Below are 25,373 nucleotides of genomic sequence, written 5' to 3'. Positions count from 1 at the left end.
ATGAACATCGGAATTGCTATTTTATTAATCTTAGTAGCTGCAGCAGCAGGTTTTGCAGGTGGAGTTTTCTTAACTCGTTCTCAAGTGAAGAAAATGATGGCTGATAACCCACCATTAAATGAAGACGCAGTACGTATGATGATGAGTTCAATGGGGCGCAAACCAAGTGAAACTCAAGTTCAACAAGTGTTTCGTCAAATCAAAAATTCTGCAAAACAAGAAGTTAGTAAGAAATAATAAAGGGCTTGAGCATGATGCTCTGCCCCTTTATTTTCTGAAAATTTAGGTGATATCATGGATAAAAGACCAATTGGGGTTCTAGATTCAGGTGTTGGAGGACTTACAGTAGTTAGGGAATTGATGCGTCAATTACCTCATGAAGAAGTTATATACATTGGTGACTCAGCCAGAGCGCCCTATGGACCAAGGCCAGCTAGACAAATATTAGAATATACATGGCAATTAGTAAATTTTCTTTTAAGCAAAGATGTGAAAATGATTGTTATAGCTTGTAATACTGCTACAGCAGTTGCTTTAGAGGAAATAAAAAAAGAAATAGATGTACCAATCTTAGGGGTTATCTTACCTGGTTCAAGAGCAGCAATTAAATCTACAAAAACTGATAAAGTTGGTGTAATTGGAACTAAGATGACCATAGAGAGTGATAGTTATAGGAAGGTAATAAACCTTAAGTCACCTAAAATCGAAGTCTACAGCTTGGCTTGTCCACGTTTCGTACCTTTGGTTGAAAGTAATGAAGTAAATTCATCGCTTGCTAAAAAAGTAATTTACGAGAGTTTGCAAGAACTTACAGGGAAAGTTGATACTTTAGTTCTTGGATGTACTCATTACCCCTTATTACGACCAATAATTCAAAATGTAATGGGGACAGGCGTTAAACTGATTGATAGTGGAGCTGAAACAGTTAGTGATATTTCAATGCTGCTTGATTATTTCCAAATCAATGGAATTGAGTCAGAAACATTAAATCATAAATTTTATACAACAGCCAATGTCCAAAGTTTTAAAGAAATAGCAGACACATGGTTAAATCAAGACGTAGAAGTGGAGCATGTTGATTTATGAGTCAAATTTTTAAAGATGTAGAAAATAACGTATTTGGTAAGTTAGATGCTAATGGTTTTCTTCTGATTTATAGTTTTGAAGAAAATTTTAGAGAAAAGTTTTTACCAATTGAAAGTTTTTTCAAAAAATTTTTTGAGGATAATGATAGTGAGAGCTTTGGTATAGAAATTTTTTCTGTAGAAGATAAAACTGATGCAGTATTTGATCTTTTCTTTGAAATAGTTCGTACTGCTACAGGAAAAGATTTTCAGTATCAGCTTTCAAATGGAGTCTTCTCAGCATATCTAGATGGTAAATTAATTCATTTAGAGACATATGGAGATTTCGATAGTGAGAAACTTTCTGACATTTTAAATCTAAAACCTGACTTTGCCAAAAAAGATAAAAAATATCAAATTAGTGAGGATAAGACAATTCTCATTGCTACACATAATGAAGGTAAAACAAAAGAATTTCGCCAAATGTTTTCAAAATTAGGTTATACAGTTGAGAATTTAAATGATTATCCTGAACTACCTGAAGTTGAAGAAACTGGTTCAACTTTTGAAGCAAATGCAAGACTTAAAGCAGAAACTATATCTGAGTTAACTGGGAAAATGGTTTTAGCTGATGACTCTGGTTTGAAGGTTGATGTTTTGGGAGGTTTGCCTGGTGTTTGGAGTGCAAGATTTGCGGGAGATAAGGCAACTGATGCTGCTAACAATGCAAAACTATTGCATGAACTATCAAGTACAGCTATAACTCCTGAACGAAGAACAGCACAATTTCATACAACCTTAGTTGTCGCAGCACCTGGTAAAGAATCTTTAGTAGTTGAGGCAGACTGGGATGGCTACATTGCAACTATTCCAAAAGGAGAGAATGGCTTCGGGTATGATCCATTATTTGAAGTAGGGGAAACTGGAAAGACCGCTGCGCAGTTACCTTTGGAAGAAAAAAATAAAATTTCGCATCGAGCAAAAGCTTTAGAAAAGCTTCTACAAGTATGGGGAGATTGGGCAAAATGATTATAATTATGAGTGACTCTCACGGAGATCGTGAAATTGTTGAAGAGATTAAGAATAAATACAATGGAACTGCAAGTGCAATAATTCATTGTGGTGATTCAGAACTTCCAAGTAGTGATCCAGTTTGGAAAGGGATTACAGTCGTTGAAGGAAACTGTGATTTTGACTCGGGTTATCCAGAGGTTGCTACTATTGACGCTGAGAATAAAAAAATCGTTGTTACTCATGGGCATTTATATGGTGTGAATTTTGGTCTGAAACAACTTGAACTTTTAGCACAAGACAAGAAGGCCGATATCGCTTTCTTCGGTCATATTCACAGACCAGTTGCTACGATTGAAGATGGAATTTTATTTTTAAATCCAGGGAGCATTAGTCAGCCACGTGGTGATCATCATGAAAAAATGTATTGTAAGCTTGAGTTAAATAATGAAGGTTATCATATACAGTATCTCACAAGAGATCATAAACCTATAAAAGATTTGGAGTTTCAATTAAAATATGATAGATAGACAAATAGAAGATTTTCTTCTAGCACAAACTGAAACCTTCATGAAACCAGCAAAAGATGTTGCAGTTTTAATTGATGAACATAATATTGCTCATGCGAAATTACTTTTGAGTCAATATAAATATTCAAATGTACCTGTTATTACTAAACAGAAAGAGTTTGTAGGTATCTTGGGATTAACAGAAATCGTTGAGTTTGAAAATGCTCATGATTTCTTTTATGAAAAAAGCACTCAAACAGATATTTCTGAAATAGTAAATAATGAAATTGAAACAGTTCAGCTTAATTATTCTTTTGAAGATGTTTTGCGTAAGCTTACAAAACAGTCATTTCTACCTGTTTTAAATGGTAAAGAGTTTGTAGGAATTATTCCTAGACAAGAAGTTTTAAAGGCCTTTAGTGCATTTGTACATGATTTTCCAAAGCATTACAAAATAGAAAAAATACCAGAGAATGAAAAAAATTTAAAGAAATAAGAGAGTAGTAATATGGCAGAAAACTCTGTAATCAATGAAGAAAGAATCTTGGAGTACTTGGCAAGTAAAAGTATAACTAAGAATACATATGATAATTATCTTTATGATTTAAGAGCCTTTGCGTCCTTCATGGAGGAACGCGATTTGACAAAGACAAATTTAGATATTTATCGGCAAAAGCTTTTAGCTGATGGTCTGAGTCAGACTGCTGCTAAAAGAAAGATTTCAGCTATCAATCAATTCTTGAAATATTCATATAACAAAGGTAATATTTCACAATATCTACAACTTGAGCAAGTAAAAGTTAAAAAGATTCAAGATGATGTGAAAGTACCTCGAGTTGTAAATTTACCAGATGTTTATGGGCAGATTGAATCTGTTGGACAATTTATAGCCCTTTTGATAATAGAATTCGGTCTGACACCTACAGAGATACAATCCCTTAGTTGGCGTGATTTTGATTGGAATTTCAAAATTTTATCCCTAACAAAAAATGGATTTAAAAGGATTATTCCAATGTCTAATAAATTTATACTAATTTCACGTAGTATAACTAATGGTGATGAATTATTCTCAAAATCTAGACAATTTCTTTACTATGAACTAAAGAAATATACTCCCTTAACAGCTCAAGAGTTAAGAGAGCAATATATTCTTCGCCAAGTTAATAAAGGAATGAAAATTCATGATTTAGCTGGTAAATTGGGTCTTACAACTACAGCGACACTAGAAAAATATTATAAGAATGAATGATATAAAGATTAAAATTAAAGATTTTGAAGGACCTCTAGATTTATTACTCCATCTTGTAAGCCAATACAAGATGGATATCTACGAGGTACCGCTTGTTTCAGTTATTGAGCAATATCTTGAATATGTTAATTCTATGAAAACAATGGAGTTAGAGCTTGCAAGTGAATATCTAGTTATGGCAAGCCAACTTATCCTTATTAAATCCCGTAGACTCTTACCAACAGTGACGGATGAATTTGAGGATGATACAATAGATTTAGAGCAAGAACTTCTAAGCCAGATTGATGAATATCGTAAGTTTAAGCTTTTATCGGCAGATCTACAGGAGTTACATACTTATAGAGCTGGTTTTTATTCCAAAGAAAAAACTGAAATTGCTGCCGATGATGTTGAGCTGGCTTTCGACAAAAATAGTATAGATTTATTTTTGGCCTTTAATAAGGTTCTTGAACAAAAAAGACGAGAGTTAAGAGATGAGAACAATACGATTGTTGGTGATTCTTTCTCAATTGAGGAAAAAATTATAGAGGTAAGTCAGATTATTAATGAACGAGGTCGTGTTGAGTTTTCTGATCTATTTACGACATCGGTAAATAAGGATGAGATGATAACTATTTTCTTAGCTACGCTTGAGCTCATTAAGACTCAAACTATCTCTTGTAGTCAACAAGAAATTTTTGGTTCAATTATTTTAGAAAAGGTGGATACTACTTTTGAATAAGACAGCAATGCTTGAGGTTTTGCTTTTCGTAGCAGGGGAAGAAGGACTAACAATAAGAGATTTGTCTAGTCTAATGTCCATTAGCCCACAAGCAACTCAGCAACAAATTGACAAATTGAAAGAAAAATACGAAAATGATGAAAAGAGTGCATTGACTATTATCGAAACTGCAAGTCGCTATAGACTGACTAGTAAGGATATTTTCAAGGAACTTTTACAACATTATGCTAAAACTCCAATCAATCAGTCTTTGTCAAAGGCTGCTTTAGAGGTATTATCCATTATTGCCTATAAACAACCTTTAACAAGAATTGAAGTTGATAATATTCGCGGAGTTAATTCACAAGGTGCCATTACTACATTACTAACCTTTGACTTAATAAAAGTTATTGGAAAAAAAGAAGTAATTGGTAGCCCAAATTTATATGCAACAACTGAATTTTTCCTAGATTATCTAGGAATTAACTCACTTGAGGAATTGCCTCAAGTAGATGAGAGTAAATTAGATATTGAAGAAGTTTCACTTTTTGATGAAGGTAATCTAACTGAAGATATTTAAAAAATAATTGGCAACAGACCAATTAATAGAAAATAGGAATTTAATAAATGAGAATAAATAAGTATTTAGCCCATGCGGGTATCGCAAGTCGTCGTAAGGCTGAAGAATTAATCAAATCTGGTCAAGTTCAGGTTAATGGAAAAATGATGACGGATCTTGCCTATCAGGTTAAGGCAGGAGATCGAGTTGAAGTTGATGGAATTTCAGCATACAGTGAAGAACCTGTTTACTTTTTATTCAATAAACCACGAGGGGTTATCTCAAGTGTAAGTGATGAAAAGGGTAGAAAAACTGTTATGGACTATTTCCATGGCGTGAAAGAACGTATTTATCCAGTTGGTAGGCTTGATTGGGATACTAGTGGACTACTATTGATGACTAATGATGGGGAGTTTGCAAATCTTATGACTCACCCTCGTCATGAAGTTGAAAAAGTATATGTGGCGAAAGTTGAAGGTCAAGCAAATAAGGAAAATCTTCGTCCTTTAACACATGGTGTTAGACTTGATGGTCGTAAAACAAAACCTGCGACTTATTCAATTTTAAAAACTGATGGTGTTAAAAAGACAAGTGTCGTGAGTCTTGTTATTCATGAAGGACGTAACCACCAAGTAAAAAAAATGTTTGAAGCAGTAGGTCTTCCTGTTCAAAAACTTAGTCGTGTACAATATGGGCCACTTGATCTTGCAGGTGTTGCTCCAGGTGAATATCGCAAATTAAGTAAAAAAGAAGTAAGCCAACTTGTTAATATGGCGAAAAATGATTAAAAATATTGGAATTGATAATATAGAACTTTCTCGCATTGAGAAAGCTTACGCTAAAAACGAGCGCTTTGCAGCACGGGTACTGACAATTTCTGAACTTGAAATTTTCGAAAAATATTCAGGTCAAAGAAAAATTGAGTATCTTGCTGGTCGTTGGGCCGCAAAAGAGGCATTTTCAAAAGCCTGGGGAAGTGGAATTGGGGAAATAAGTTTTCAAGATTTGGAAATACTTAATGATGGGCAGGGGGCTCCATATTTTAGTAAGTCACCTTTTAATGGATTAGGAAATGTTTTTATTTCAATTAGCCATTCAAACCTTGAAGCTATTGCATTTATTATCTTAGAAAAGAGTTAAATATTATGAGAAGTAGTATACATCGTCCAACGAGAATAATTGTTAATTTGGAAAGTATTAGAAGAAATATCCGAAATCTTCGTGACCATGTAGGATCTGATCCGATGGTATATGCAGTTGTAAAAGCAAATTCATATGGACACGGATCTGTGAGAGTAGCACATGCCGTACAAGGTTTAGTTGATGGATTCTGTGTATCAAATTTAGATGAGGCTCTTGAATTAAGAGAGAACAATATCTTTGAAAATATTTTAGTTTTAAGTGGTATTTCACCTAGAGATGCTAAACTAGCATTAGAAGAAAATATAAGTTTGACCATTCCAAGTGTTGAGTGGTTATTACAAGTCATAGACGAAAATAGAGAAGAAGATCTTTCTGGGCTTAAACTGCATATTAAATTCGATAGCGGAATGGGGCGCATTGGCGTTCGATGTGTCGAAGATATTAATGAAATTATTGAAATTATTGATAAATATAATTTTACTTTTGATGGTATTTTTACTCACTTTGCCACAGCAGATGAAGCTTCTCAAACAAAATTTGAGCAACAAGAGCATGCCTTTAAGAGTGCACTTGCAGGTATGGAGCGTCGTCCACACTTTATTCACTCAACAAACTCAGCAGCAAGTCTTTGGCATCCTGACACGATTGAAGACATTATACGTTTTGGCGATGCAATGTATGGACTAAACCCATCGTGTGGTAATATTGAGCTACCATTTGAACTTGAACCAGCATTGACTCTTGAAAGTGAGTTGAGTCATGTGAAACTTCTTGAAGAAGGTGAGACTGTTGGATACGGAGCAACCTACACAACTGATTCAGATATTTTTGTTGGAACATTGCCTATTGGATACGCAGACGGTTGGACGAGGAACATGCAAGGATTTGATGTATTAATAGATGGCAAGAGGATGCCAATTATTGGACGTGTATCAATGGATCAGATTACTATTCAACTTGATCAAGAATATCCTTTAGGAACGAAAGTAACTCTTATTGGTAAAAATGGCAATGATGTTATTACAGTCGATGATGTTGCAAATAAAAGAGGTACAATCAATTATGAAGTTGTATGTCTTTTAAGTGATAGAATTTATCGAACATATATAAATGAATAAATCAGTAAAAAACTAGTCTAGCAATGGATTAGTTTTTTACTGATTTATAGAAAGGGATTATAAGCATTAAAAGAATATTAATTCAGAAGAATTTCTGAAAATTTGGTATAATAAGAGATAAACTATAAGAATTAAGGGGAGTGATATAAATGGCAATTATTGATGGGAAAGCTTTAGCTGAAAAAATGCAAGCTGATTTGAAAACAAAAACAGATAAATTGATAAAAAAAGGAATTACTCCTGGTTTGGTGGTTATCTTAGTAGGTGAAGATTCAGCAAGTCAAGTATATGTGAAAAATAAAGAAAGAGTAGCAAATAATCTAGGGTTCAACTCGGTTGTTCGTCGTGTTGAAGAAACTATATCAGAAGCAGATTTGCTTAAAATAATTAATCAATACAATCTAGACTCTCAATTTCATGGAATATTAGTTCAATTGCCACTTCCAAAACATATTGATGAAGAGAAAGTGCTTTTAACGATTGATCCTCAAAAAGATGTTGATGGTTTTCACCCACTTAATATGGGTAAATTATGGGAAGGAAATCCACTTATGATTCCATCAACTCCTGCAGGAATTATGGAAATGTTCAAAGAGTACAATGTTGATTTAACTGGTAAAAATGCAGTAATTGTTGGGCGTTCAAATATTGTTGGAAAACCAATGGCAGCTTTGTTATTGCAAGAAAATGCTACAGTAACTATTACTCATTCTAAAACCAAAGATCTCAAAGATGTAACAAAACAAGCTGATATTTTAGTTGTTGCTATTGGAGTAGGACATTTTATTACAGCTGATTTTGTAAAAAATGGAGCGGTTGTTATTGACGTTGGCATGAACCGTAATGGTGAAGGAAAGTTAATTGGTGATGTTAAATTTGATGAGGTAAGTGAAGTAGCAAGCCTTATTACTCCAGTTCCAGGGGGGGTTGGACCGATGACAATTACAATGCTTATGGAGCAAACATATCAAGCAGCATGGAGAACAATAAATGACTGAGTACCTAACAGTCTCAACATTAACAAAATATTTAAAAACCAAATTCGAGCGTGATCCATATTTAGAAAAAGTCTATTTAACAGGAGAAATATCAAATTTTCGTAAAAGGCCAAGTCATCAGTATTTCTCACTAAAAGATGATAGTGCTGTTATTAGTGTTACAATGTTTGCACCAGCTTTTAATAAACTTAATTTTTTACCAGAAAATGGTATGAAAGTAATGGTTGTTGGGAGAATAAGCCTCTATGAAAAAAGTGGACAATATCAAATAAATGTAACTCAGATGATACCTGACGGGATTGGAGCACTCGCTGTTAAGTTTGAGCAACTTAAGGAAAAGCTAACATCTGAAGGTCTCTTTAATATGCAATGGAAGCAAGACATTCCTCAATTTTCAAAAAAAATTGGGGTTGTAACTAGTCCCTCAGGTGCTGTCATTCGCGATATTATAACTACTGTTGGAAGAAGGTTTCCAATGACAGAAATTGTTCTATTTCCTACAAAGGTTCAAGGTGATGGTGCTGCTGAAGAAATAGCATCAAACATACGAAGAGCAAATGATATTGGAGACTTTGATGTTTTAATCGTTGGTCGAGGTGGTGGTTCAATCGAAGATCTCTGGTGTTTTAACGAGGAGTCAGTGGTTCGAGCAATCTTTGAATCTAAAATACCAATTATTTCAAGCGTTGGGCATGAAACTGATACAACCTTGGCTGACTATGTGGCAGATAGAAGGGCAGCAACACCTACTGCAGCAGCTGAGATTGCTACCCCAGTTAGCCAGTTTGATATTTTGACCGCCTTATCTGATCGTGAAAAAAGAATGGAAGCCGCACTTTTGAAGTCTATAAAATTAGGCCAAGAACGTGTTGACCGACTTGTTAATTCTGTGATTTTTAGACAACCTGAGCGTCTCTACGATGGACACATTCAAAAAGTTGATCTATTGACTAATCAATTAATTGACTTGATGAAGCAAAATTTAAGGCAGAAGTCACAAACTTATGAGCTTTTAAATCATAGACTGTCTAGCATTAACCTGTTAAGAAAAGTTAATAATTATCAAGATTTAGTTAGTCAAGAACAAAGGCTTCTTGTAAATGCTATAAATAAGATATATGATCAAAAGAAGAACCAAGCTGAAAAGGCTTGGCAGGCATTGACTTTGATTAGTCCTGAGAAGATTCTATCTCGTGGCTACGCAGTTGTTAAAAAAGATGATTTGATTGTTAAAAGTACTAATGATGTGTTTGATGGTGATATGTTAGAAATCGATTTAGCAGATGGAAGAATAAATGTTGAGGTAAAAAATAAATAATGGCAAAAGTAGAAGAAAAAAAATTCGAAGATAATTTGGCAGAGTTAGAAGAAATTGTTCGTAAGTTAGAAAATGGTGATGTTGCTCTTGAGGATGCGATTTCAGAATTTCAAAAGGGAATGATTTTAAGTGAAAGCCTTAAAAAAACTCTAGCTGACGCTGAAAATACTTTGGTGAAAATTGTACAAAAAGATGGTTCTTTAGAGGTTTTTGATGGAGAATGATGAATTACTAAGTAATATTGATGAAACTATTAGAGAGTTTTACTCAGAAAAGGAGTTGATTCCACATCTAACAGATTCGATATTATATTCAGTCAATGCTGGTGGAAAGAGAATAAGACCTCTTTTTATGTTGCAAACTTTGCGTGCCTTTGGTATTGAATTAACAGAGGAACATTACAAAGTAGCAGCTTCAGTTGAACTCATTCACACTTCTAGCCTTATTCATGATGATTTACCAGCAATGGATAATGATGACTATCGTCGTGGCCGCCTGACGAACCATAAAGTTTATGGAGATGCACAAGCAATTCTCGCGGGAGATGCATTACTTCTTGATCCTTATAATTTATTAGTTTCAAGTGAATTGTCTGCAGAAATTCTTGTTAAATTAGTTCGTGAATTATCATATGCTAGTGGTTCTTATGGAATGGTAGCCGGTCAAGTATTAGATATGGATAGTGAGCAAAAAGAAATTAGCCTTGATGAGCTTAAGCAGATTCATGCTTTGAAAACGGGAAGAATGCTAACTTTTCCATTTGTAGCAGCAGCTATTGTTGCACAAGCAGATGAAAAGATAGTTGAGAAGCTTCGTACACTTGGTGAACATATTGGTCTTGCCTTTCAAATTAGGGATGATATAAAAGATGTAACAGCTGATTTTGCAGAAATTGGAAAAACTCCAGGCAAAGATATTGAGGAAGATAAGGCAACTTATGTTAAGTTTCTTGGTCTTGAAGGAGCTAAAGAGGCTTTGAAAAATGAATTATATTCAGCAAGACAAATAATAAAAAAATTATCAGATGAGAATGACTTTTGGCCATCAAGTGTCCTAGAGTTAATTGATATGCTAGATATAGATGATAAGTAATAGGAGAATAAATGGCAAAGGAACGTGTTGATGTTCTAGCTTACGAACAGGGGCTTTTTGATACCAGGGAAAAAGCCAAAAGAGGAATAATGGCTGGTCTTGTTTATAATACGGACAACCTTCGTTTTGATAAGCCAGGAGAGAAAATTAATGCTGCAACAGAATTACACATAAAAGGTGAGAAGCTTAAATATGTTTCACGAGGTGGTTTGAAACTTGAACGTGCATTAGAATATTTTGATATTTCAGTAGATGGTAAAACCGTACTTGATATAGGCGCGTCTACCGGTGGATTTACTGATGTAATGCTTCAATCTGGTGCTAAACTAAGCTATGCTCTTGATGTTGGTACAAATCAGCTTGCTTGGAAAATTCGTCAAGATGATCGAGTTGTCGTGATGGAGCAGTTTAATTTCCGTTACGCTAAACCTGATGATTTTAAAGATGGCCTTCCAAGCTTCTCTTCAATTGATGTTAGCTTTATTTCACTTGGTCTAATTCTTCCACCACTATTTGAGATTTTAGAAGATCAAGGTGAAGTTGTTGCCTTGATTAAACCGCAATTTGAAGCAGGTAGAGAACAGATAGGAAAGCATGGGATTATTAAGGATGCTAACGTTCATAAGGAAACCATTGTCAAGGTTGTAAATATAGCTCATGAAATAGGATATTCAATCTTAGGGTTAACACATTCACCAATAAAGGGTGGACATGGTAATATGGAATTTCTTGTACATTTGAAAAAGGATGGAGAAGAAGCTGAAATATCAACTGAGAAAATTGATCAAGTTGTTGAAAATGCACATCAAGAATTAAAGGATAATAAATAGTAAATGAAAAAAGCAGATCGTATAAAAGAAATTGAAGAGCTTCTTTCAAGTCAAGATATAAAAACTCAAGATGAATTAGTTAAAAATCTGCAAGAAAAAAATATCGACGTAACTCAGGCAACAATTTCTCGTGATATTAAAGAAATGGGATTAGTAAAGGTTCCAGCAAAATCGGGTGGATATCGATATAGTCTTCCATCTGGACAAAAAGATAAGTCATATCTATCTTTAATTTTGCATGTAGAAGTTTTGGATAAGATGCTTTCAGTTAAAACAGGTCCAGGGCATGCAATGCTAGTGAAGCGTAACTTGCTTGAACTATATGGCCGTCGTATTTTTTCACTTATAGCAGACGATGATAGCTTACTTTTGGTTGCATATTCGGAGGAAGACGCTTTAACAATCTATCGTTTGTTAGGAGGTGAGTAATATTTTACAAGATATTTCTATTAAAAATTTTGCCATAATTGAAGATATTCATCTTCAGTTTGATAATGGAATGACGATTTTAACTGGTGAAACAGGAGCAGGGAAATCAATTATTATAGATGCTATGAATTTACTTTTAGGTAGTCGAGCTAGTGTTGATTTCGTTCGTCACGGTGCAGATAAATCTCAAATTGAAGGGTTATTTTTCTATGAAACAACTGCTGGAATAAATGAAAAATTAGAGCAGTTAGGTATTGAAGATACAGGTGAGTTGATATTAAGACGTGAGATTTTCTCAAATGGTAGAAGCGTTTGTCGTATTAACGGTCAAATGGTTAATTTGACTAGTCTTCGTGAAATCGGAGAACACCTTGTTGATATTCATGGACAGCACGACCATCAAGAGCTAATGAATTCTAAACAGCATCAGTCAATGCTAGATGAGTTTGGCGGAAAAGATTTTATAGCTGTAAAAAAAGCTTATCAAGATAAATTTGAAACATATAGAAATCTTCGTTCTAAGTTACTTGAGCGAAAAAGAAATGAACAAGAATTTGCTCAAAGAATCGATGTTCTTCAATTTCAGATTGAGGAGATTCAGACAGCTGAAATTAATATAGTTGAAGATGAAAAGCTTCAAGCACGTAGAGAAATTTTAGTAAATAGTAAAAATATCGTCGATTCTCTAAATATTGCCTATGCAGCTTTAGATGACGAAGATTATTCAAGTCTTTCAAATGTTAGAAATGCAATGAATGAAGTCGAGATAATTGAAGATTTTTCACCATTATATAAGGAAATTTCATCAAAGATAGCTGAGAGTTATTATATTTTGGAAGATGTTACTGCAAGTTTAGCTAAAGCATTGGATGATTTAGAATTTAATCCAAATGAACTGATGTTTTTAGAGGACAGAATCGCAGTATTAGCTACCCTAAAAAAGAAATATGGGCCTGAGCTTTCAGATGTTTTATCCTACCTTGATAATATAAAAAATGAACTTTCTGACTTAACAGGTGGAGAGAATGATAATGAGAGTCTTGAAACTCTAGTTAAAGATGCTGAAAAAGAGTTGGTCATTGCTAGTAATAACTTAAATGCTATGAGACGAAAACTTGCTTTTGATCTTGAAAAAGATATAAAAAATGAATTAAAAGATCTTTATATGGAAAAAGCAGATTTCAAAGTTAATTTTGAAAAAGCAAAATTCAGTCGCCAAGGAAATGAACACATTGAGTTTTTTATTCAAACAAATCCAGGTGAAGGATTTAAGCCATTAGCAAAAACGGCATCTGGTGGAGAATTAAGTCGTTTGATGTTAGCAATTAAATCATCGTTTTCTCGAAAAGAAAACAAGACAAGTATCGTTTTTGATGAAGTAGACACAGGTGTTTCGGGAAGAGTTGCTCAAGCCATTGCTAATAAAATTTACAAGATTTCAGCAGCAGGACAGGTATTATGTATTTCTCATTTACCTCAAGTAGTTGCTATTGCTGATACTCAATTTTATATTGAAAAACAAAGCAGCGATGATGTTACGACATCTACAGTAAGAAAACTTGATTATGAAGAACGTATCGAAGAAATTGCGAAAATGCTTGCAGGTGATGATGTTAGTAAAGAAGCGCGTGCACAAGCCGAAAAACTATTAGTGAAATAGTGAAGCGTTTTCTAAAATGTTTAACAAAATACATAAAGAATGTTTCATTTAAGAGCTTAAAAGTTAAAGAAAAATATGATATAATATTAAAGGCTTTTTTAAGCCTTTTTTGTTAGAATAGATAATGATTAGTAGTTATCATATATTAATAATAAATATAATAATCCAATTTGTTAAATAGACTGATAGAGGTATGAAATTTTGAATAAGTATAAATTTAGAGCAATTGATGAAGGTGAGTTTCTTGAGGTTGCTAATAATTCCGAAATACATGACTTCCAACAAACTCTTGAAATGAAAGACTTTTTTGAGAAAAGCGGGAGAGATATTTTTTTATTAGGGCTCGTAAATGAAGATGATGAACCTGTGATGGCTGCTTTACTATACGGTAGCAAAATTTTTGCAGGCTACCATTTGGAATTAACACATGGACCGCTATTTAAAAAATATGATGACGAGCAATATAAAGAGTTTTTAGAAGGTCTTAAAGACTTCAGTAAGAAGCATGGTGTATTAGAACTTATTTTAAGACCAAATGTCATATACCAAAAAGTTGATGACAATGGTAATCCAATTACTGATGAAAATATAAACTTTATAAATTTATTGAAATCTGAGGGATTCGAAAAAACTGAAAATAATTATATGGGTTATGATTGGGTGTACGTAAAGGATTTACAGAACCTAGATGAGAAATCAATTTTTAAATCTTTTACTAAAGATGGTCAATACAGTATTAAGAAAACAAGACAATTTGGTATAAAAATTAGGCCCTTGAAGTATGATGAACTTTCAAAATTTAAGGAAGTTACAAAGCATACAGCTGAAAGACGAGAATACGATGATAAAACACTTGAATATTATCAAGAGATATTTAATAGTTTTGGTGATAAAGCAGAATTCCTAGCTGCTGAAATTAATTTACAAGAATATAAAGAAAATTTAATTTTAAATCAAAATTCATTGAAAAATAAATTAGCTGATATTGAAGAATTTTTAGTAAAAACACCGAATTCAAGAAAGAAAAATAATCAAAAAAAAGAAGTTGAATCTGAAATCTCTACTTATGATAAAAGAATTTCAGAAGCCGATGAATTAATTAATGAGCATGGTAAGAAAGATATTTTATTATCAGTTGCCCTATTTATTTATTCACAACATGAAACGGTATATCTATTTAGTGGAACCTATGACAAATACAAACGTTTTTATGCTCCATTTGCAATGCAGGATTATGTGTTAAATAAAACTCTCAAAAATGGAGTTCCATCTTATAATTTCTATGGTATTTCTGGTAACTTTGATGGAAGTGATGGTGTGCTTGGTTTTAAAACTAACTTCTCTGGATATGCTGTACATAAAGTTGGAGAGTTTCTATATTTACCAAAACCAGTAAAATATAAAGTTATTTCTAAGATAAAAAAAATATTAGGAAGAAATTGATATATCTCAAAAGATAAAGAAGGAAGAGAATGTTGAAAAATAATATATTTAGAGAAATAAGTGATGAACAATTTTTAGAAATTGCTAGCAATGCTGTTGAAGGAGACTGGCAACAAACACTAGAAATGAGAAACTATTTACATTCAAGCAATTGGGATACATATTTAATGGGTTTAGTTGATGAAAACAATAACCCAATAATGGCATCATTGATTTTTGGAAAGAAAATTTTTGCTGGTTATCGTATGGAACTTACTCATGGTCCTTTATATAAGGAATTCAGCATGGATAATTATGTGGAGTATTTAGAAGGTTTAAAAAAATTTGCAAAAGAAAAAAATGCATTAGAGTTTTATATAAGACCAAATGTTACATTTCAAATGTTTAACGATCAAGGAGAAACAACTTCTGAATCAAATGACATGTTCTTAGAAATGATGGAAAAGGAAGGATTCAAAAAAATACCTTCTGATGATATGAATAATTATGAGTGGAGATATGTAAAAAATCTTAATGATTTTGACCAAAAAACATTATTCAAATCATTTACAAAAGATGGCCAATATTCTATTAAAAAAACTAAACAGTTTGGTGTGAGAGTAAGAAGTTTATCTTATGAGGAACTACCGAATTTTAAAAAAGTCACTGAGCATACAGCCGAACGCCGTGGTTATGATGATAAGAGTCTTGAATATTATCAAGATATATATAATATATTTGGGGACAAAGCAGAGTTTTTAGTTGCAGAAATAAATTTAAAGGATTATAAAGATAATCTTATTGCAAATCAAAATGACCTTAAAACAAAATTAGCTGATATTGAAGAATTTCTAGTTAAAACACCAAATTCTAGGAAGAAAAACAATCAAAAAAAAGAGGTTGTTTCTGAAATATCCACTTATGATAAAAGAATATCTGAAGCTGATGAATTAATTGAAGAACATGGCAAAAATGATATCTTACTTTCGGTAGCATTGTTCATTTACTCTTCAACAGAAACTGTGTATTTATTTAGTGGTACATATGATAAATATAAGAGATTTTATGCCCCATTTGCTATCCAAGAGTACGCATTAAATAAGACCTTGGCTAATAATGTACCTGTTTATAATTTTTATGGTATTTCAGGTAAATTTGATGGCAGTGATGGAGTATTGGGCTTTAAAACTAATTTTTCTGGCTATATTACTCAAAAAGTTGGAGAATTTGTATATTATCCTAAACCTGCAAAGAAAAAAGTCATTGACTTTGCAAAGAGTATAACTGGAAGAAATTAGAATTTAAGTAACATACTCTATTTGTCTACGAACCTAACTCTCAATAGATAAATAGTTCAAATTATGTTATAATTTTAAGCACCAGTTTGAAAGTGAGACAAGATGGATTTTAAACATGAAACAGTATTACTCCATGAAACTGTAGATATGCTAGACATAAAATCTGATGGAATTTATGTTGATGCAACGATGGGTGGAGCAGGTCATAGTCAGTACTTATTAAGTAAACTAACTACTGGTCATTTGTATGCATTTGATCAGGATCAAGTAGCTCATGACAATGCTAAGATTAAATTAAATAAGTATATTGAGCAAGGCTCTGTGACATTAATAAAAGATAATTTTAGAAATTTAAAAAATGCATTAGAAGTTTATGGTGTTGAAAAAATAGACGGTATTCTTTATGATTTGGGAGTTTCAAGCCCACAGTTTGATGATGCCAGTAGAGGGTTTTCTTATCGTAATGAAGCAAAGCTGGACATGAGAATGGACCAATCATCTTCTTTGACGGCATATGATGTGGTGAATAGTTACTCTTACAATGATTTAGTCAGAATTTTTTATCGTTATGGTGAAGAAAAATACTCAAAGCAAATTGCTAGAAAAATTGAAAGTGTAAGAAAAGAAAGCCCCATAGTAACTACAACACAATTATCTGAGGTTATTAAATCGGTATTACCTCAAAAAGAATTGAAGAAAAAAGGTCATCCAGCAAAAAGAATATTTCAATCTATCAGAATTGAAGTAAATGATGAGCTGGGTGCTGCTGAAGATTCAATGGAACAAGCAATTGATTTACTATCTATTGGAGGAAGGATTAGTGTTATCACCTTTCATTCATTAGAAGATAGATTAACTAAGAATATTTTCAAAGAATACAGTACTGTTGACGTTCCGCGTGGTTTACCATTTATTCCTGAAGAAATGAAACCAATTTTAGAACTTGTAAATCGTAAGCCAATTGTAGCTAGTTCAGAAGAATTAGATTATAATAACAGGGCTCATAGCGCTAAATTACGTGTTGCTCAGAAACTTAAGGAAAAAGAATAATCAAGAGATAGATAAGGGAGAGTATAAATGGCTAAACCTAAAGAAGTTTTTGATATATCAACAGCGGCTAAGGAAGATAGTTATAATATTAGTGCGGAATCTGTTTCGTCAAATTTGATGACTAATATATTAAATAAGATGTCAAAAATAGAAAAAACTTTTTATTTAGTAGTTATTTTTACTGCTGTTATCATAGCAATTGGTACTGTTTTTGTGAGGACAAAAGTTATGCAGTCTGAACAGAATTTAACTAATATTCAATATGAAATTGAGCAGAAAAAAACTCGACATGAAGAATTAGATCAACAAATTCAAGAGTTATCAAGATCAGAAAGAGTTACAAAGATAGCTGAAAAAAATAATTTAAGATCTAACAATAAGAATATACGGAAAGCTACAAAATGAAAAATATCTTATTGATAATGAAAAATATATTATTAATACCTTGGCAGATTATAAAAAAATATGTAAAGAAAGTAAATCTTACACCAGGTCAGAACCGAAAACGTGTTAGTCAAACTCTATTTTTTATTACAATTTTTTTGTTTGTGGTTTTTGCATTAAGACTAACATGGATTGTTGCTACTGATCAGGTTTCAGGTGTTAACCTTTCTACAAAGGCTAAAAGAAACGTACAGGAAACTCAAGTTATTCAAGCTAAACGTGGTACAATTTTTGACCGCAATGGTGTTCCCATTGCCATAGATTCAAGTAAGTATACTATTTATGTAATTACTGATAAAAACTATGTTAATGCTAAGGAAGAACGACTTTATGCCAATAAAGATGACTTTAAGAAAATTGAAAAAATATTTAAAGATATTTTAGGTATGGATACTAAATATGTATCTGAACAATTGAATAATGAGAATCTTAAATATGTCTACTTTGGGAATAAAGGATCAAATGTTGATTTTAGCACTCGAGATAAAATCGAAAAAGAGGCAGAAAAACAAAAAGTTAGAGGTATAAAGTTCGAGCCACATCTGTCAAGGAGTTATCCTAACGGGCAATTTGCTTCACACTTTATCGGTCAAGCAGGCTTACAGGATAGTGATGATGAGTCTAAGGGGCTTGTAGGACAAAATGGAATTGAAGCCAGTTTAAATGATATATTAAGTGGAAAAAATGGAGTACAGGTTCTGCAGAAAAACAAATTAGGAGTTCCTTTACCCGGTACTGTTGAATCAGTGAAAGAAGCTGTGGATGGTAGTGATGTATATACAACTCTCGACTCTTCACTCCAAACCTATCTTGAGGGTCTAGTAGATAAAGCAGAAGAGGGTTCAGAGGCACAAGAACTTGTGGCAACCTTAGTTAAAGCTGACACTGGGGAAATATTGGCAACGACTCAAAGACCAACATTTAATCCGGATACAAAATCAGGCTTATATAAAGATTTTCCATGGTCGAATTTTCTCTATCAATCAAATTATGAACCAGGTTCAACTATGAAAGTATTTACTTTATCCTCTGCAATTAATACAAATAATTTTAATCCAAATGATTACTACACAAGTGGTGAATATGTAGTAGATGGTCAACCTATCCATGACTGGGATTGGAGTATTAATCCTGGTGGTAGAACTATGAATTTTGCTCAAGGTTTTGCATATTCTAGTAATATAGGTATGACTCTACTTGAGAAAAAAATGGGTGATAAAGTATGGCGTGATTATTTAGAAAGATTTAAGTTTGGTACAAGAACAAATATAGGGGTTAGCAACGAGGAACCAGGATTATTTCCTGATAACAATACTGTAACTAATGCAATGAGTTCGTTTGGGCAAGGTATTGGTGTGACCCAATTACAAATGATAAGAGGTTTCCTTGCTATTACAAATAGTGGTACAATGCTTGAACCACATTTTATTAATCGTATTGTTAATGATAAAAAGGTGAGACAGGTGACACCTGAAATTGTTGGTAAGCCTGTTGATGCCTCTGCTGCAAATCAAACACTTCAATACATGGTAAACGTAGGTACAGATCCAGTATTTGGTACAGCATATAATCCAACAAACGGTACTCCTTTTTTCCAAGTTAACGGTCAGAATGTATCAGTAAAAACGGGTACTGCACAAATTTCTGAAAATGGTAGCTATCTTACTGGAGCTACCTCATATCTTTATTCTGCTGTTGCAATAACTCCGACAGAAAATCCTGAGTTCATTATGTATATGACAATAAAACTTCCATCAAATTGGAAACTTGATTATATTTCTGATGTTGCTAATCCTATTTTGACTCGAGCAATGGAGATGAAGGATACTTTAGCAGTAGCGGATACTGGACTTGAAACAGAAAAAATAAAAATCAAGAGTTATATTGATGAAAAACCAAACAAAACTGCTCAAGAATTACGCCGAGAAATTCTTGCCCCTGTCATAATTGGAAATGGAGGCAAGATTATTAAGCAGTCTGTAAGTGAAGGTACTACAGTTAATCCAAATAGAAGAATATTGCTCCTAACAGATGGTGATATCGATATGCCAGATATTTACGGTTGGACAAAATATGATACTGAAAAATTTGCTGAATGGATGAATTTAGAAGTTGAATTTACAGGTATTGGAAATAAAGTAATTGGACAAAGTATTGATATGAACACAGAACTTTCAAAAAACAAGAAACTAGTAGTGAATTTAGGAGTATAAAATGACGTTCGAAACAGTAATTGCTGGAATAGTTACATTCATCGTAACCTTTATTGGAATTCCAGAGTTTATAAAATTTTTCCATAAGAAAAAAATAGGTGGTCAACAGATGCATGAAGATGTACATCAACATGCTCAAAAAGCAGGAACGCCAACTATGGGTGGTATAGTATTTGTGCTTGCTTCACTTGCCATATCACTATTGTTTGCTATAATTTATGGAACTTTGACACCTCCATTTTGGATAGCTTGGATAGTATTTGCTATTTATGCAGCTGTTGGGTTTGCTGACGATTTCTTGAAAGTATTTAGACAAATCAATCAAGGACTTACAAGCCTTCAAAAGTTAATCGCTCAGATTTTAACTGGTATACTTGCCTACTTTATCTTTATGCATGAAGAAGGGGCAAACTTTATCAATATTTTTGGTTTAAAAGTTAATGTTGGTATCTTCTTTGCAATCTTCTTAATCTTTTGGTTAGTAGGTTTTTCAAATGCTGTTAACTTAACAGATGGTATAGATGGATTAGCAAGTATTTCGGTCGTAATCTCACTCTCTGCTTATGCAGTGATAGCCTATAACCAAAAACAATTTGATGTATTGCTGATAATCATGACTACAATTGGTGGTCTTCTCGCCTTCTTCTTCTACAACCACAAACCTGCAAAAATATTCATGGGGGATGTTGGAAGCCTAGCATTAGGTGGCTTATTAGCCATTATTTCAATCTTGTTACATGCTGAATGGACACTTTTACTAATTGGTATTGTATATGTTTTCGAGACACTATCAGTAATGCTCCAAGTTGCTTACTTTAAAGCCAGTGGTGGAAAAAGAATTTTCAGAATGACACCAGTACATCACCACTTTGAACTTGGTGGATTCTCTGGCCATGGTAAAGCATGGAGTGAGTGGAAGGTTGATTTCCTTTTCTGGGCAGTTGGATTCTTTGGAAGTGCATTAGCATTGATAATTTATTTTGCAACATACAAATAAAAGAGAATTATAAAAGATCTGTTAGAAATTTTTCTAGCAGATCTTCTTTTAAATTTATGTCTAAAATATTTGACGAATGTGAAAATTATGTTATTATTGTGATATCAGAAGAAGGAGAAATAGAAATGACAAACAACAAATTTACATCAAATAATACTTGTTGTTGTTGCGTGGTAGAAAAATCTAGCATGTCATTTTGTCGCACTATTTCGCAAAAGAAAATCTAACAATAATATAGTATTAATCTGAGTCTCAATAATTTGGGATTTATATCTACATTATTAATAGGTATTTCGGGAGCTGATTTAGTCAGCTCCTTTTTTCTTTTAATTTTTTTCAAGATACATCACGTGATTTACCATTTATATTTAATTCTACACTAAGGAGAAACAATGATTGTAACAAATATACATGATTTAATTGGCAATACGCCCATTATATCTTTTACTAATAATGAATTTGAGGAAATACCCTTAGGTTCAACTGTTTATGCAAAGTTAGAATTTTTAAATCCCGGAGGAAGCGTTAAGGATAGGCTTGGTCAACATCTTATTGCTAGTGGAATTGAAAAAGGCTTGATAAATTCTGATACGACAATAATTGAGCCAACTGCAGGTAATACAGGAATTGGTGTCGCACTTGCTGCTTTAAAATATAAGCTGAAAACAATATTTGTAGTGCCAGAGAAATTCAGTCAAGAAAAGCAGGACTTGATGACAGCTCTAGGTGCTCAAATTGTACATAGTCCAACTGAAGAAGGTATCAAAGGTGCAATCGCAAAAGCAAAAGAACTAGATAACCAAATTGAAAACTCATATCTACCTCTACAATTTGAAAATGATGATAATCCAGATACTTACTATAAAGCAATGGGCCCAGAAATCACAAAAGATTTGAATGTTGAAATTGATTCATTTGTGGCTGGTGTAGGAAGTGGTGGAACCTTCTCTGGTTTAGGTAAATATCTACAAGAGAAAATTCCTGATATTCGCTTAATTGGAGTCGAGCCAGTAGGTTCTATTTTGAACGGAGGTCAGTCGCATGGTCACGAGATTGAAGGAATCGGAGTAGAATTTATTCCAAAGTTCTTTCAAAGCCTGGATATTGCAGGTTATGAAACAGTGAGTGACCAAGAAGGTTTTGACATGACCAGAAAATTAGCATCAACATATGGATTGCTAGTTGGTAGTTCATCGGGTGCTGCAATGGTTGCTGCATTACGGGAAGCAAGTAAACTTCCCCAAGGTTCAAAAATATTGACTATTTTCCCAGATGGTGGGGAAAAATACTTATCAAAAGATATATATAAAAGAGAGGAATATTAAAAATGCATATTAATACTAAATTTATTCATGGCGGAATTTCAGAAGACAAGACAACAGGAGCTGTAAGTGTTCCAATTTACCAAACATCAACTTATCGTCAAAACGGCCTTGGTCAACCTAAAGAATATGAATATTCTCGCTCTGGTAACCCGACAAGACACGCACTTGAAGAATTGATAGCTGACCTTGAAGGCGGTGTACAAGGATTCGCCTTTGGTTCAGGACTTGCTGGGATTCATACAGTTCTCTCTTTATTTGCACCTGGTAGCCATATCATCTTAGGGGATGATGTTTACGGTGGAACTTTCAGAATCATTGACAAAGTTTTTGTGAAAAATGGTCTGGAGTATACGATTGTTGACACAAGTAATCTTGCAAATATTGAAGAAAATATCCAAGAAAACACTAAGGCAATCTATGTTGAAAGCCCAAGTAATCCACTTTTGAAAATTACTGATATCCAAGCAGTAGCAGAACTAGCTAAGAAGCATAATCTATTGACACTCGTTGATAATACATTTGCCACACCTTACCTTCAACGTCCACTTGAACTTGGTGCTGATATTGTTCTTCATAGTGGTACTAAGTATCTAGGTGGTCACAGTGACGTTGTATCAGGACTTGTAACGACAAACAATCAAGAACTTGCTTCTGAGATTGGTTTCCTTCAAAATGCAGTAGGAGGTATCCTAGGACCACAGGATAGCTGGTTAACTCAACGTGGAATTAAGACACTTGGTATCCGTATGGAAGCGCATCAGAAAAATGCTCAAGCAGTAGCTGAATATCTTGAAAATCATGAAGCAGTTGAAAAAGTGTTCTACCCAGGACTTGCTAGCCATGCAGGACATGAACTTGCTAAAAAACAAATGTCTGGATTTGGTGGTATGGTTTCATTTGAATTGAAAAATGAAGCAAAAACAGCAGAATTTGTTGAAGCACTTAAAATCTTTACCCTTGCTGAAAGTTTAGGTGGAGTTGAAAGCCTAGTAGAAGTACCATCTATCATGACTCATGCTTCTATTCCAAAAGACAAACGAGAAGCAGCAGGAATCAAAGATGGACTAGTTCGCTTATCAGTTGGTATCGAATATGTGGATGATTTACTTGCAGATGTTAAACAAGCACTTGATAAAGTTGGAAAATAAATGGGATTAGAATTCATGCCAATCTTTAAGGATTGGGCAGTAAGTTATGATGATGAAGTAGAAGGTCACAATCCCCAATATAAGGACGTCTTTGAAGGTTACTGGGATATTATCACAGAAATCACCAATCAGTCAGGAAACAGCATTCTCGAGTTTGGAAGTGGCACAGGCAATCTAACTGAAAAGCTACTTCAAGCAGGTAAAAAAGTATATCCAATCGAACCATCTCAAGAGATGAGAGCCATTGCGCAGGAAAAATTAAAGGATTATCAAGTAGAATTTTTAGATGGAGACATGGAAAATTTCCCTCAAGCAGAGAATGAAGTTGATACAATTGTCTCTAATCTGGTTTTTCATCACCTCAATGCAGCTGAAAAAAACTCAGCCTTAGCAGCATATAATAAAATCCTACCATCCGGTGGCAAAATAATATTTGGTGATACAATGTTCCTTTCTCAAGCAGCATTAGATGCTATCATTGAAAGAGAAATCTCACGCGGCTTCGAGGATTTAGTAGAAGATTTAAATCGAGAATATTATCCTTTGATCACCGACTTGGAAGAAATTTTCCGCGCTAATAACTTCAAGACAACTTACCGTCAGATGAATAATTATGTATGGATAGTTATTGCAGAAAAAATATAGTCACTTAAAAATAGATTAATACATCGTTGCGATTTATACTAATATGCTTGCTTATTTAAGTGTAATCGACAGCGTAGTAAATCGAAGGCATTTCTATTTTAATAAACTATAAATTGAAATTTAGAAAATAATACAAAATAAAAAAGGTTGGTAAATTTTACCAGCCTTTTCGTATGTATTAGAAATCGTAGTCTTCGTCAGCCATACTCTCAACTTGACCAAGTAGGTATCCATTACCAACTTGACTGAAGAAGTCGTGGTTGCTTGTTCCTGTTGATAATCCGTTCATAACGATTGGATTAACATCACTTGCATTATCAGGGAATAGAGGTTCAAAACCTAAATTCATTAATGCTTTATTGGCATTATAGCGTAAGAAGGTTTTAACTTCTTCATCCCAACCAATTTCACCATATAAATCATCTGTATAACGTTCTTCATTTTCATAAAGTTCAAATAGAAGCTCATATGCCCAGTTTTTAAGGTTTTCTTGTTCTTCGTCACTTAGTTCGTTAAAACCAAGTTGGAATTTGTAACCGATATAAGTTCCATGAACACTTTCATCTCGAATAATAAGTTTAATTATTTCTGCTACGTTTGAAAGTTTATTATTTCCAAGGTAGTAAAGAGGAGTGAAGAACCCTGAGTAGAAAAGGAAAGTTTCTAGGAAAACACTGGCAACCTTTTTCTCTAAAGGAGTACCATCACGGTAAATTCCGTTAACTCTTTGAGCTTTATATTGTAAAACTTCATTTTCTGAAACCCAATCAAAGATTTCGTCAATTTCAGTTTTTGTGTTTAATGTTGAAAAGATACTTGAATAGCTTTTTGCATGTACACTTTCCATGAATTGGATATTGTTAAGAACAGCTTCTTCGTGTTGGGTACGAGCATCTGCACGTAAGCTATCCATACCTGTCTCAGATTGGACAGTATCTAGAAGAGTAAGTCCTCCAAACACCTTGCCAACCAAATCTTTTTCATTTTCTGGAAGATGGCGCCAATCGTCAAGGTCATTTGATAGTGGGATACGTGTATCTAGCCAAAACTGTTCTGTTAGCTTTTCCCAAGTAGACTTATCAATCATGTCTTCAATGGCGTTCCAGTTTATGGCTTTATAATAATCATTCATTTTATTCTCCAAATAAATA

The 25,373-nt window shown here is 33.5% G+C and carries 28 protein-coding genes; 27 read left to right on the top strand and 1 reads right to left on the bottom strand.

Annotation, left to right across the window (positions count from 1 at the left end; genetic code table 11):
* The 27 genes from BG261_RS04270 to BG261_RS04140 all read left to right on the top strand — a co-directional run bounded on the left by BG261_RS04270 (position 1) and on the right by BG261_RS04140 (position 24,222).
* Complete coding sequence (locus tag BG261_RS04270; protein WP_070791929.1) at positions 1–237, top strand: YneF family protein; 237 nt, start codon at positions 1–3, stop codon at positions 235–237.
* Between the two features lie 57 nt (positions 238–294).
* The gene (gene racE / locus BG261_RS04265; RefSeq protein ID WP_070791928.1) at positions 295–1,086 is read left to right on the top strand and encodes a glutamate racemase; all 792 of its coding nucleotides are present in this window, start codon (positions 295–297) and stop codon (positions 1,084–1,086) included.
* On the top strand, positions 1,083–2,093 hold the full coding sequence (locus BG261_RS11115) for a nucleoside-triphosphate diphosphatase (RefSeq protein ID WP_075201839.1): 1,011 nt from the start codon (positions 1,083–1,085) through the stop codon (positions 2,091–2,093). Before racE ends, BG261_RS11115 begins: the two co-directional genes overlap by 4 nt.
* The gene (locus tag BG261_RS04255; RefSeq protein WP_070791927.1) at positions 2,090–2,605 is read left to right on the top strand and encodes a metallophosphoesterase; all 516 of its coding nucleotides are present in this window, start codon (positions 2,090–2,092) and stop codon (positions 2,603–2,605) included. The genes BG261_RS11115 and BG261_RS04255 overlap by 4 nt, the downstream gene beginning before the upstream one ends.
* Positions 2,595–3,080 carry a cyclic-di-AMP-binding protein CbpB gene (cbpB, locus tag BG261_RS04250; protein ID WP_070791926.1) on the top strand — a complete coding sequence of 162 codons (486 nt, stop codon included), beginning with the start codon at positions 2,595–2,597 and terminating at the stop codon, positions 3,078–3,080. The genes BG261_RS04255 and cbpB overlap by 11 nt, the downstream gene beginning before the upstream one ends.
* A gap of 12 nt (positions 3,081–3,092) precedes the next feature.
* Positions 3,093–3,833, top strand: coding sequence for a site-specific tyrosine recombinase XerD (xerD, locus tag BG261_RS04245; protein WP_070791925.1), 741 nt, complete (start codon positions 3,093–3,095; stop codon positions 3,831–3,833).
* Positions 3,826–4,554, top strand: coding sequence for a segregation/condensation protein A (locus BG261_RS04240; RefSeq protein WP_070791924.1), 729 nt, complete (start codon positions 3,826–3,828; stop codon positions 4,552–4,554). The genes xerD and BG261_RS04240 overlap by 8 nt, the downstream gene beginning before the upstream one ends.
* Positions 4,547–5,113: an SMC-Scp complex subunit ScpB gene (scpB, locus tag BG261_RS04235; protein WP_099098636.1), complete on the top strand. Its 567-nt coding sequence runs from the start codon at positions 4,547–4,549 to the stop codon at positions 5,111–5,113. Before BG261_RS04240 ends, scpB begins: the two co-directional genes overlap by 8 nt.
* Positions 5,114–5,160: 47 nt before the next feature.
* Complete coding sequence (locus BG261_RS04230) at positions 5,161–5,880, top strand: pseudouridine synthase (RefSeq protein WP_070787157.1); 720 nt, start codon at positions 5,161–5,163, stop codon at positions 5,878–5,880.
* Entirely contained in the window at positions 5,873–6,232 is a 360-nt protein-coding gene (gene acpS / locus BG261_RS04225) for a holo-ACP synthase (protein ID WP_070791923.1), read from the top strand. Before BG261_RS04230 ends, acpS begins: the two co-directional genes overlap by 8 nt.
* 5 nt (positions 6,233–6,237) lie before the next feature.
* Positions 6,238–7,353, top strand: coding sequence for an alanine racemase (alr, locus tag BG261_RS04220; protein ID WP_070791922.1), 1,116 nt, complete (start codon positions 6,238–6,240; stop codon positions 7,351–7,353).
* 149 nt (positions 7,354–7,502) lie between these two features.
* Positions 7,503–8,351, top strand: a complete 849-nt coding sequence (locus tag BG261_RS04215) for a bifunctional methylenetetrahydrofolate dehydrogenase/methenyltetrahydrofolate cyclohydrolase (protein ID WP_070791921.1) — start codon at positions 7,503–7,505, stop codon at positions 8,349–8,351.
* A complete protein-coding gene (gene xseA, locus BG261_RS04210) occupies positions 8,344–9,669 on the top strand; it encodes an exodeoxyribonuclease VII large subunit (protein WP_070791920.1) in 1,326 nt (441 codons plus the stop codon). Before BG261_RS04215 ends, xseA begins: the two co-directional genes overlap by 8 nt.
* Positions 9,666–9,893, top strand: coding sequence for an exodeoxyribonuclease VII small subunit (locus BG261_RS04205; protein ID WP_099098635.1), 228 nt, complete (start codon positions 9,666–9,668; stop codon positions 9,891–9,893). The genes xseA and BG261_RS04205 overlap by 4 nt, the downstream gene beginning before the upstream one ends.
* Entirely contained in the window at positions 9,883–10,761 is an 879-nt protein-coding gene (locus tag BG261_RS04200; RefSeq protein ID WP_070791918.1) for a polyprenyl synthetase family protein, read from the top strand. The genes BG261_RS04205 and BG261_RS04200 overlap by 11 nt, the downstream gene beginning before the upstream one ends.
* An 11-nt stretch (positions 10,762–10,772) precedes the next feature.
* Positions 10,773–11,591, top strand: a complete 819-nt coding sequence (locus BG261_RS04195; RefSeq protein ID WP_070791917.1) for a TlyA family RNA methyltransferase — start codon at positions 10,773–10,775, stop codon at positions 11,589–11,591.
* A 3-nt stretch (positions 11,592–11,594) separates the two neighbouring features.
* Entirely contained in the window at positions 11,595–12,020 is a 426-nt protein-coding gene (locus BG261_RS04190; protein WP_070791916.1) for an arginine repressor, read from the top strand.
* A 1-nt stretch (position 12,021) separates the two neighbouring features.
* A complete protein-coding gene (gene recN, locus BG261_RS04185; protein ID WP_070792195.1) occupies positions 12,022–13,680 on the top strand; it encodes a DNA repair protein RecN in 1,659 nt (552 codons plus the stop codon).
* A gap of 201 nt (positions 13,681–13,881) precedes the next feature.
* Positions 13,882–15,123: a peptidoglycan bridge formation glycyltransferase FemA/FemB family protein gene (locus BG261_RS04180; RefSeq protein WP_070791915.1), complete on the top strand. Its 1,242-nt coding sequence runs from the start codon at positions 13,882–13,884 to the stop codon at positions 15,121–15,123.
* A gap of 29 nt (positions 15,124–15,152) precedes the next feature.
* A complete protein-coding gene (locus BG261_RS04175; protein WP_070791914.1) occupies positions 15,153–16,400 on the top strand; it encodes a peptidoglycan bridge formation glycyltransferase FemA/FemB family protein in 1,248 nt (415 codons plus the stop codon).
* Between the two features lie 102 nt (positions 16,401–16,502).
* On the top strand, positions 16,503–17,450 hold the full coding sequence (gene rsmH, locus BG261_RS04170; RefSeq protein WP_070791913.1) for a 16S rRNA (cytosine(1402)-N(4))-methyltransferase RsmH: 948 nt from the start codon (positions 16,503–16,505) through the stop codon (positions 17,448–17,450).
* Between the two features lie 27 nt (positions 17,451–17,477).
* A complete protein-coding gene (gene ftsL, locus BG261_RS04165) occupies positions 17,478–17,855 on the top strand; it encodes a cell division protein FtsL (RefSeq protein WP_070791912.1) in 378 nt (125 codons plus the stop codon).
* The gene (locus BG261_RS04160) at positions 17,852–20,107 is read left to right on the top strand and encodes a penicillin-binding transpeptidase domain-containing protein (RefSeq protein WP_233278898.1); all 2,256 of its coding nucleotides are present in this window, start codon (positions 17,852–17,854) and stop codon (positions 20,105–20,107) included. The genes ftsL and BG261_RS04160 overlap by 4 nt, the downstream gene beginning before the upstream one ends.
* 1 nt (position 20,108) lies before the next feature.
* On the top strand, positions 20,109–21,104 hold the full coding sequence (gene mraY, locus BG261_RS04155; RefSeq protein WP_070791911.1) for a phospho-N-acetylmuramoyl-pentapeptide-transferase: 996 nt from the start codon (positions 20,109–20,111) through the stop codon (positions 21,102–21,104).
* 392 nt (positions 21,105–21,496) lie between these two features.
* A complete protein-coding gene (locus BG261_RS04150) occupies positions 21,497–22,429 on the top strand; it encodes a PLP-dependent cysteine synthase family protein (RefSeq protein ID WP_070791910.1) in 933 nt (310 codons plus the stop codon).
* Positions 22,430–22,431: 2 nt separating this feature from the next.
* Entirely contained in the window at positions 22,432–23,577 is a 1,146-nt protein-coding gene (locus BG261_RS04145) for a cystathionine gamma-synthase (protein WP_070791909.1), read from the top strand.
* Entirely contained in the window at positions 23,578–24,222 is a 645-nt protein-coding gene (locus BG261_RS04140; RefSeq protein ID WP_070791908.1) for a class I SAM-dependent methyltransferase, read from the top strand.
* Between the two features lie 178 nt (positions 24,223–24,400).
* On the opposite strand, the gene nrdF is transcribed toward BG261_RS04140, so the two are convergent.
* Positions 24,401–25,354, bottom strand: a complete 954-nt coding sequence (gene nrdF, locus BG261_RS04135; protein WP_070791907.1) for a class 1b ribonucleoside-diphosphate reductase subunit beta — start codon at positions 25,352–25,354, stop codon at positions 24,401–24,403.
* Positions 25,355–25,373 lie beyond the last annotated feature (19 nt).

This window comes from Floricoccus tropicus, from assembly GCF_001832905.1.
In the GTDB taxonomy this organism is placed as follows: Bacteria; Bacillota; Bacilli; order Lactobacillales; family Streptococcaceae; genus Floricoccus; species Floricoccus tropicus.
This window is presented reverse-complemented; position numbering and strand designations above follow the sequence as displayed.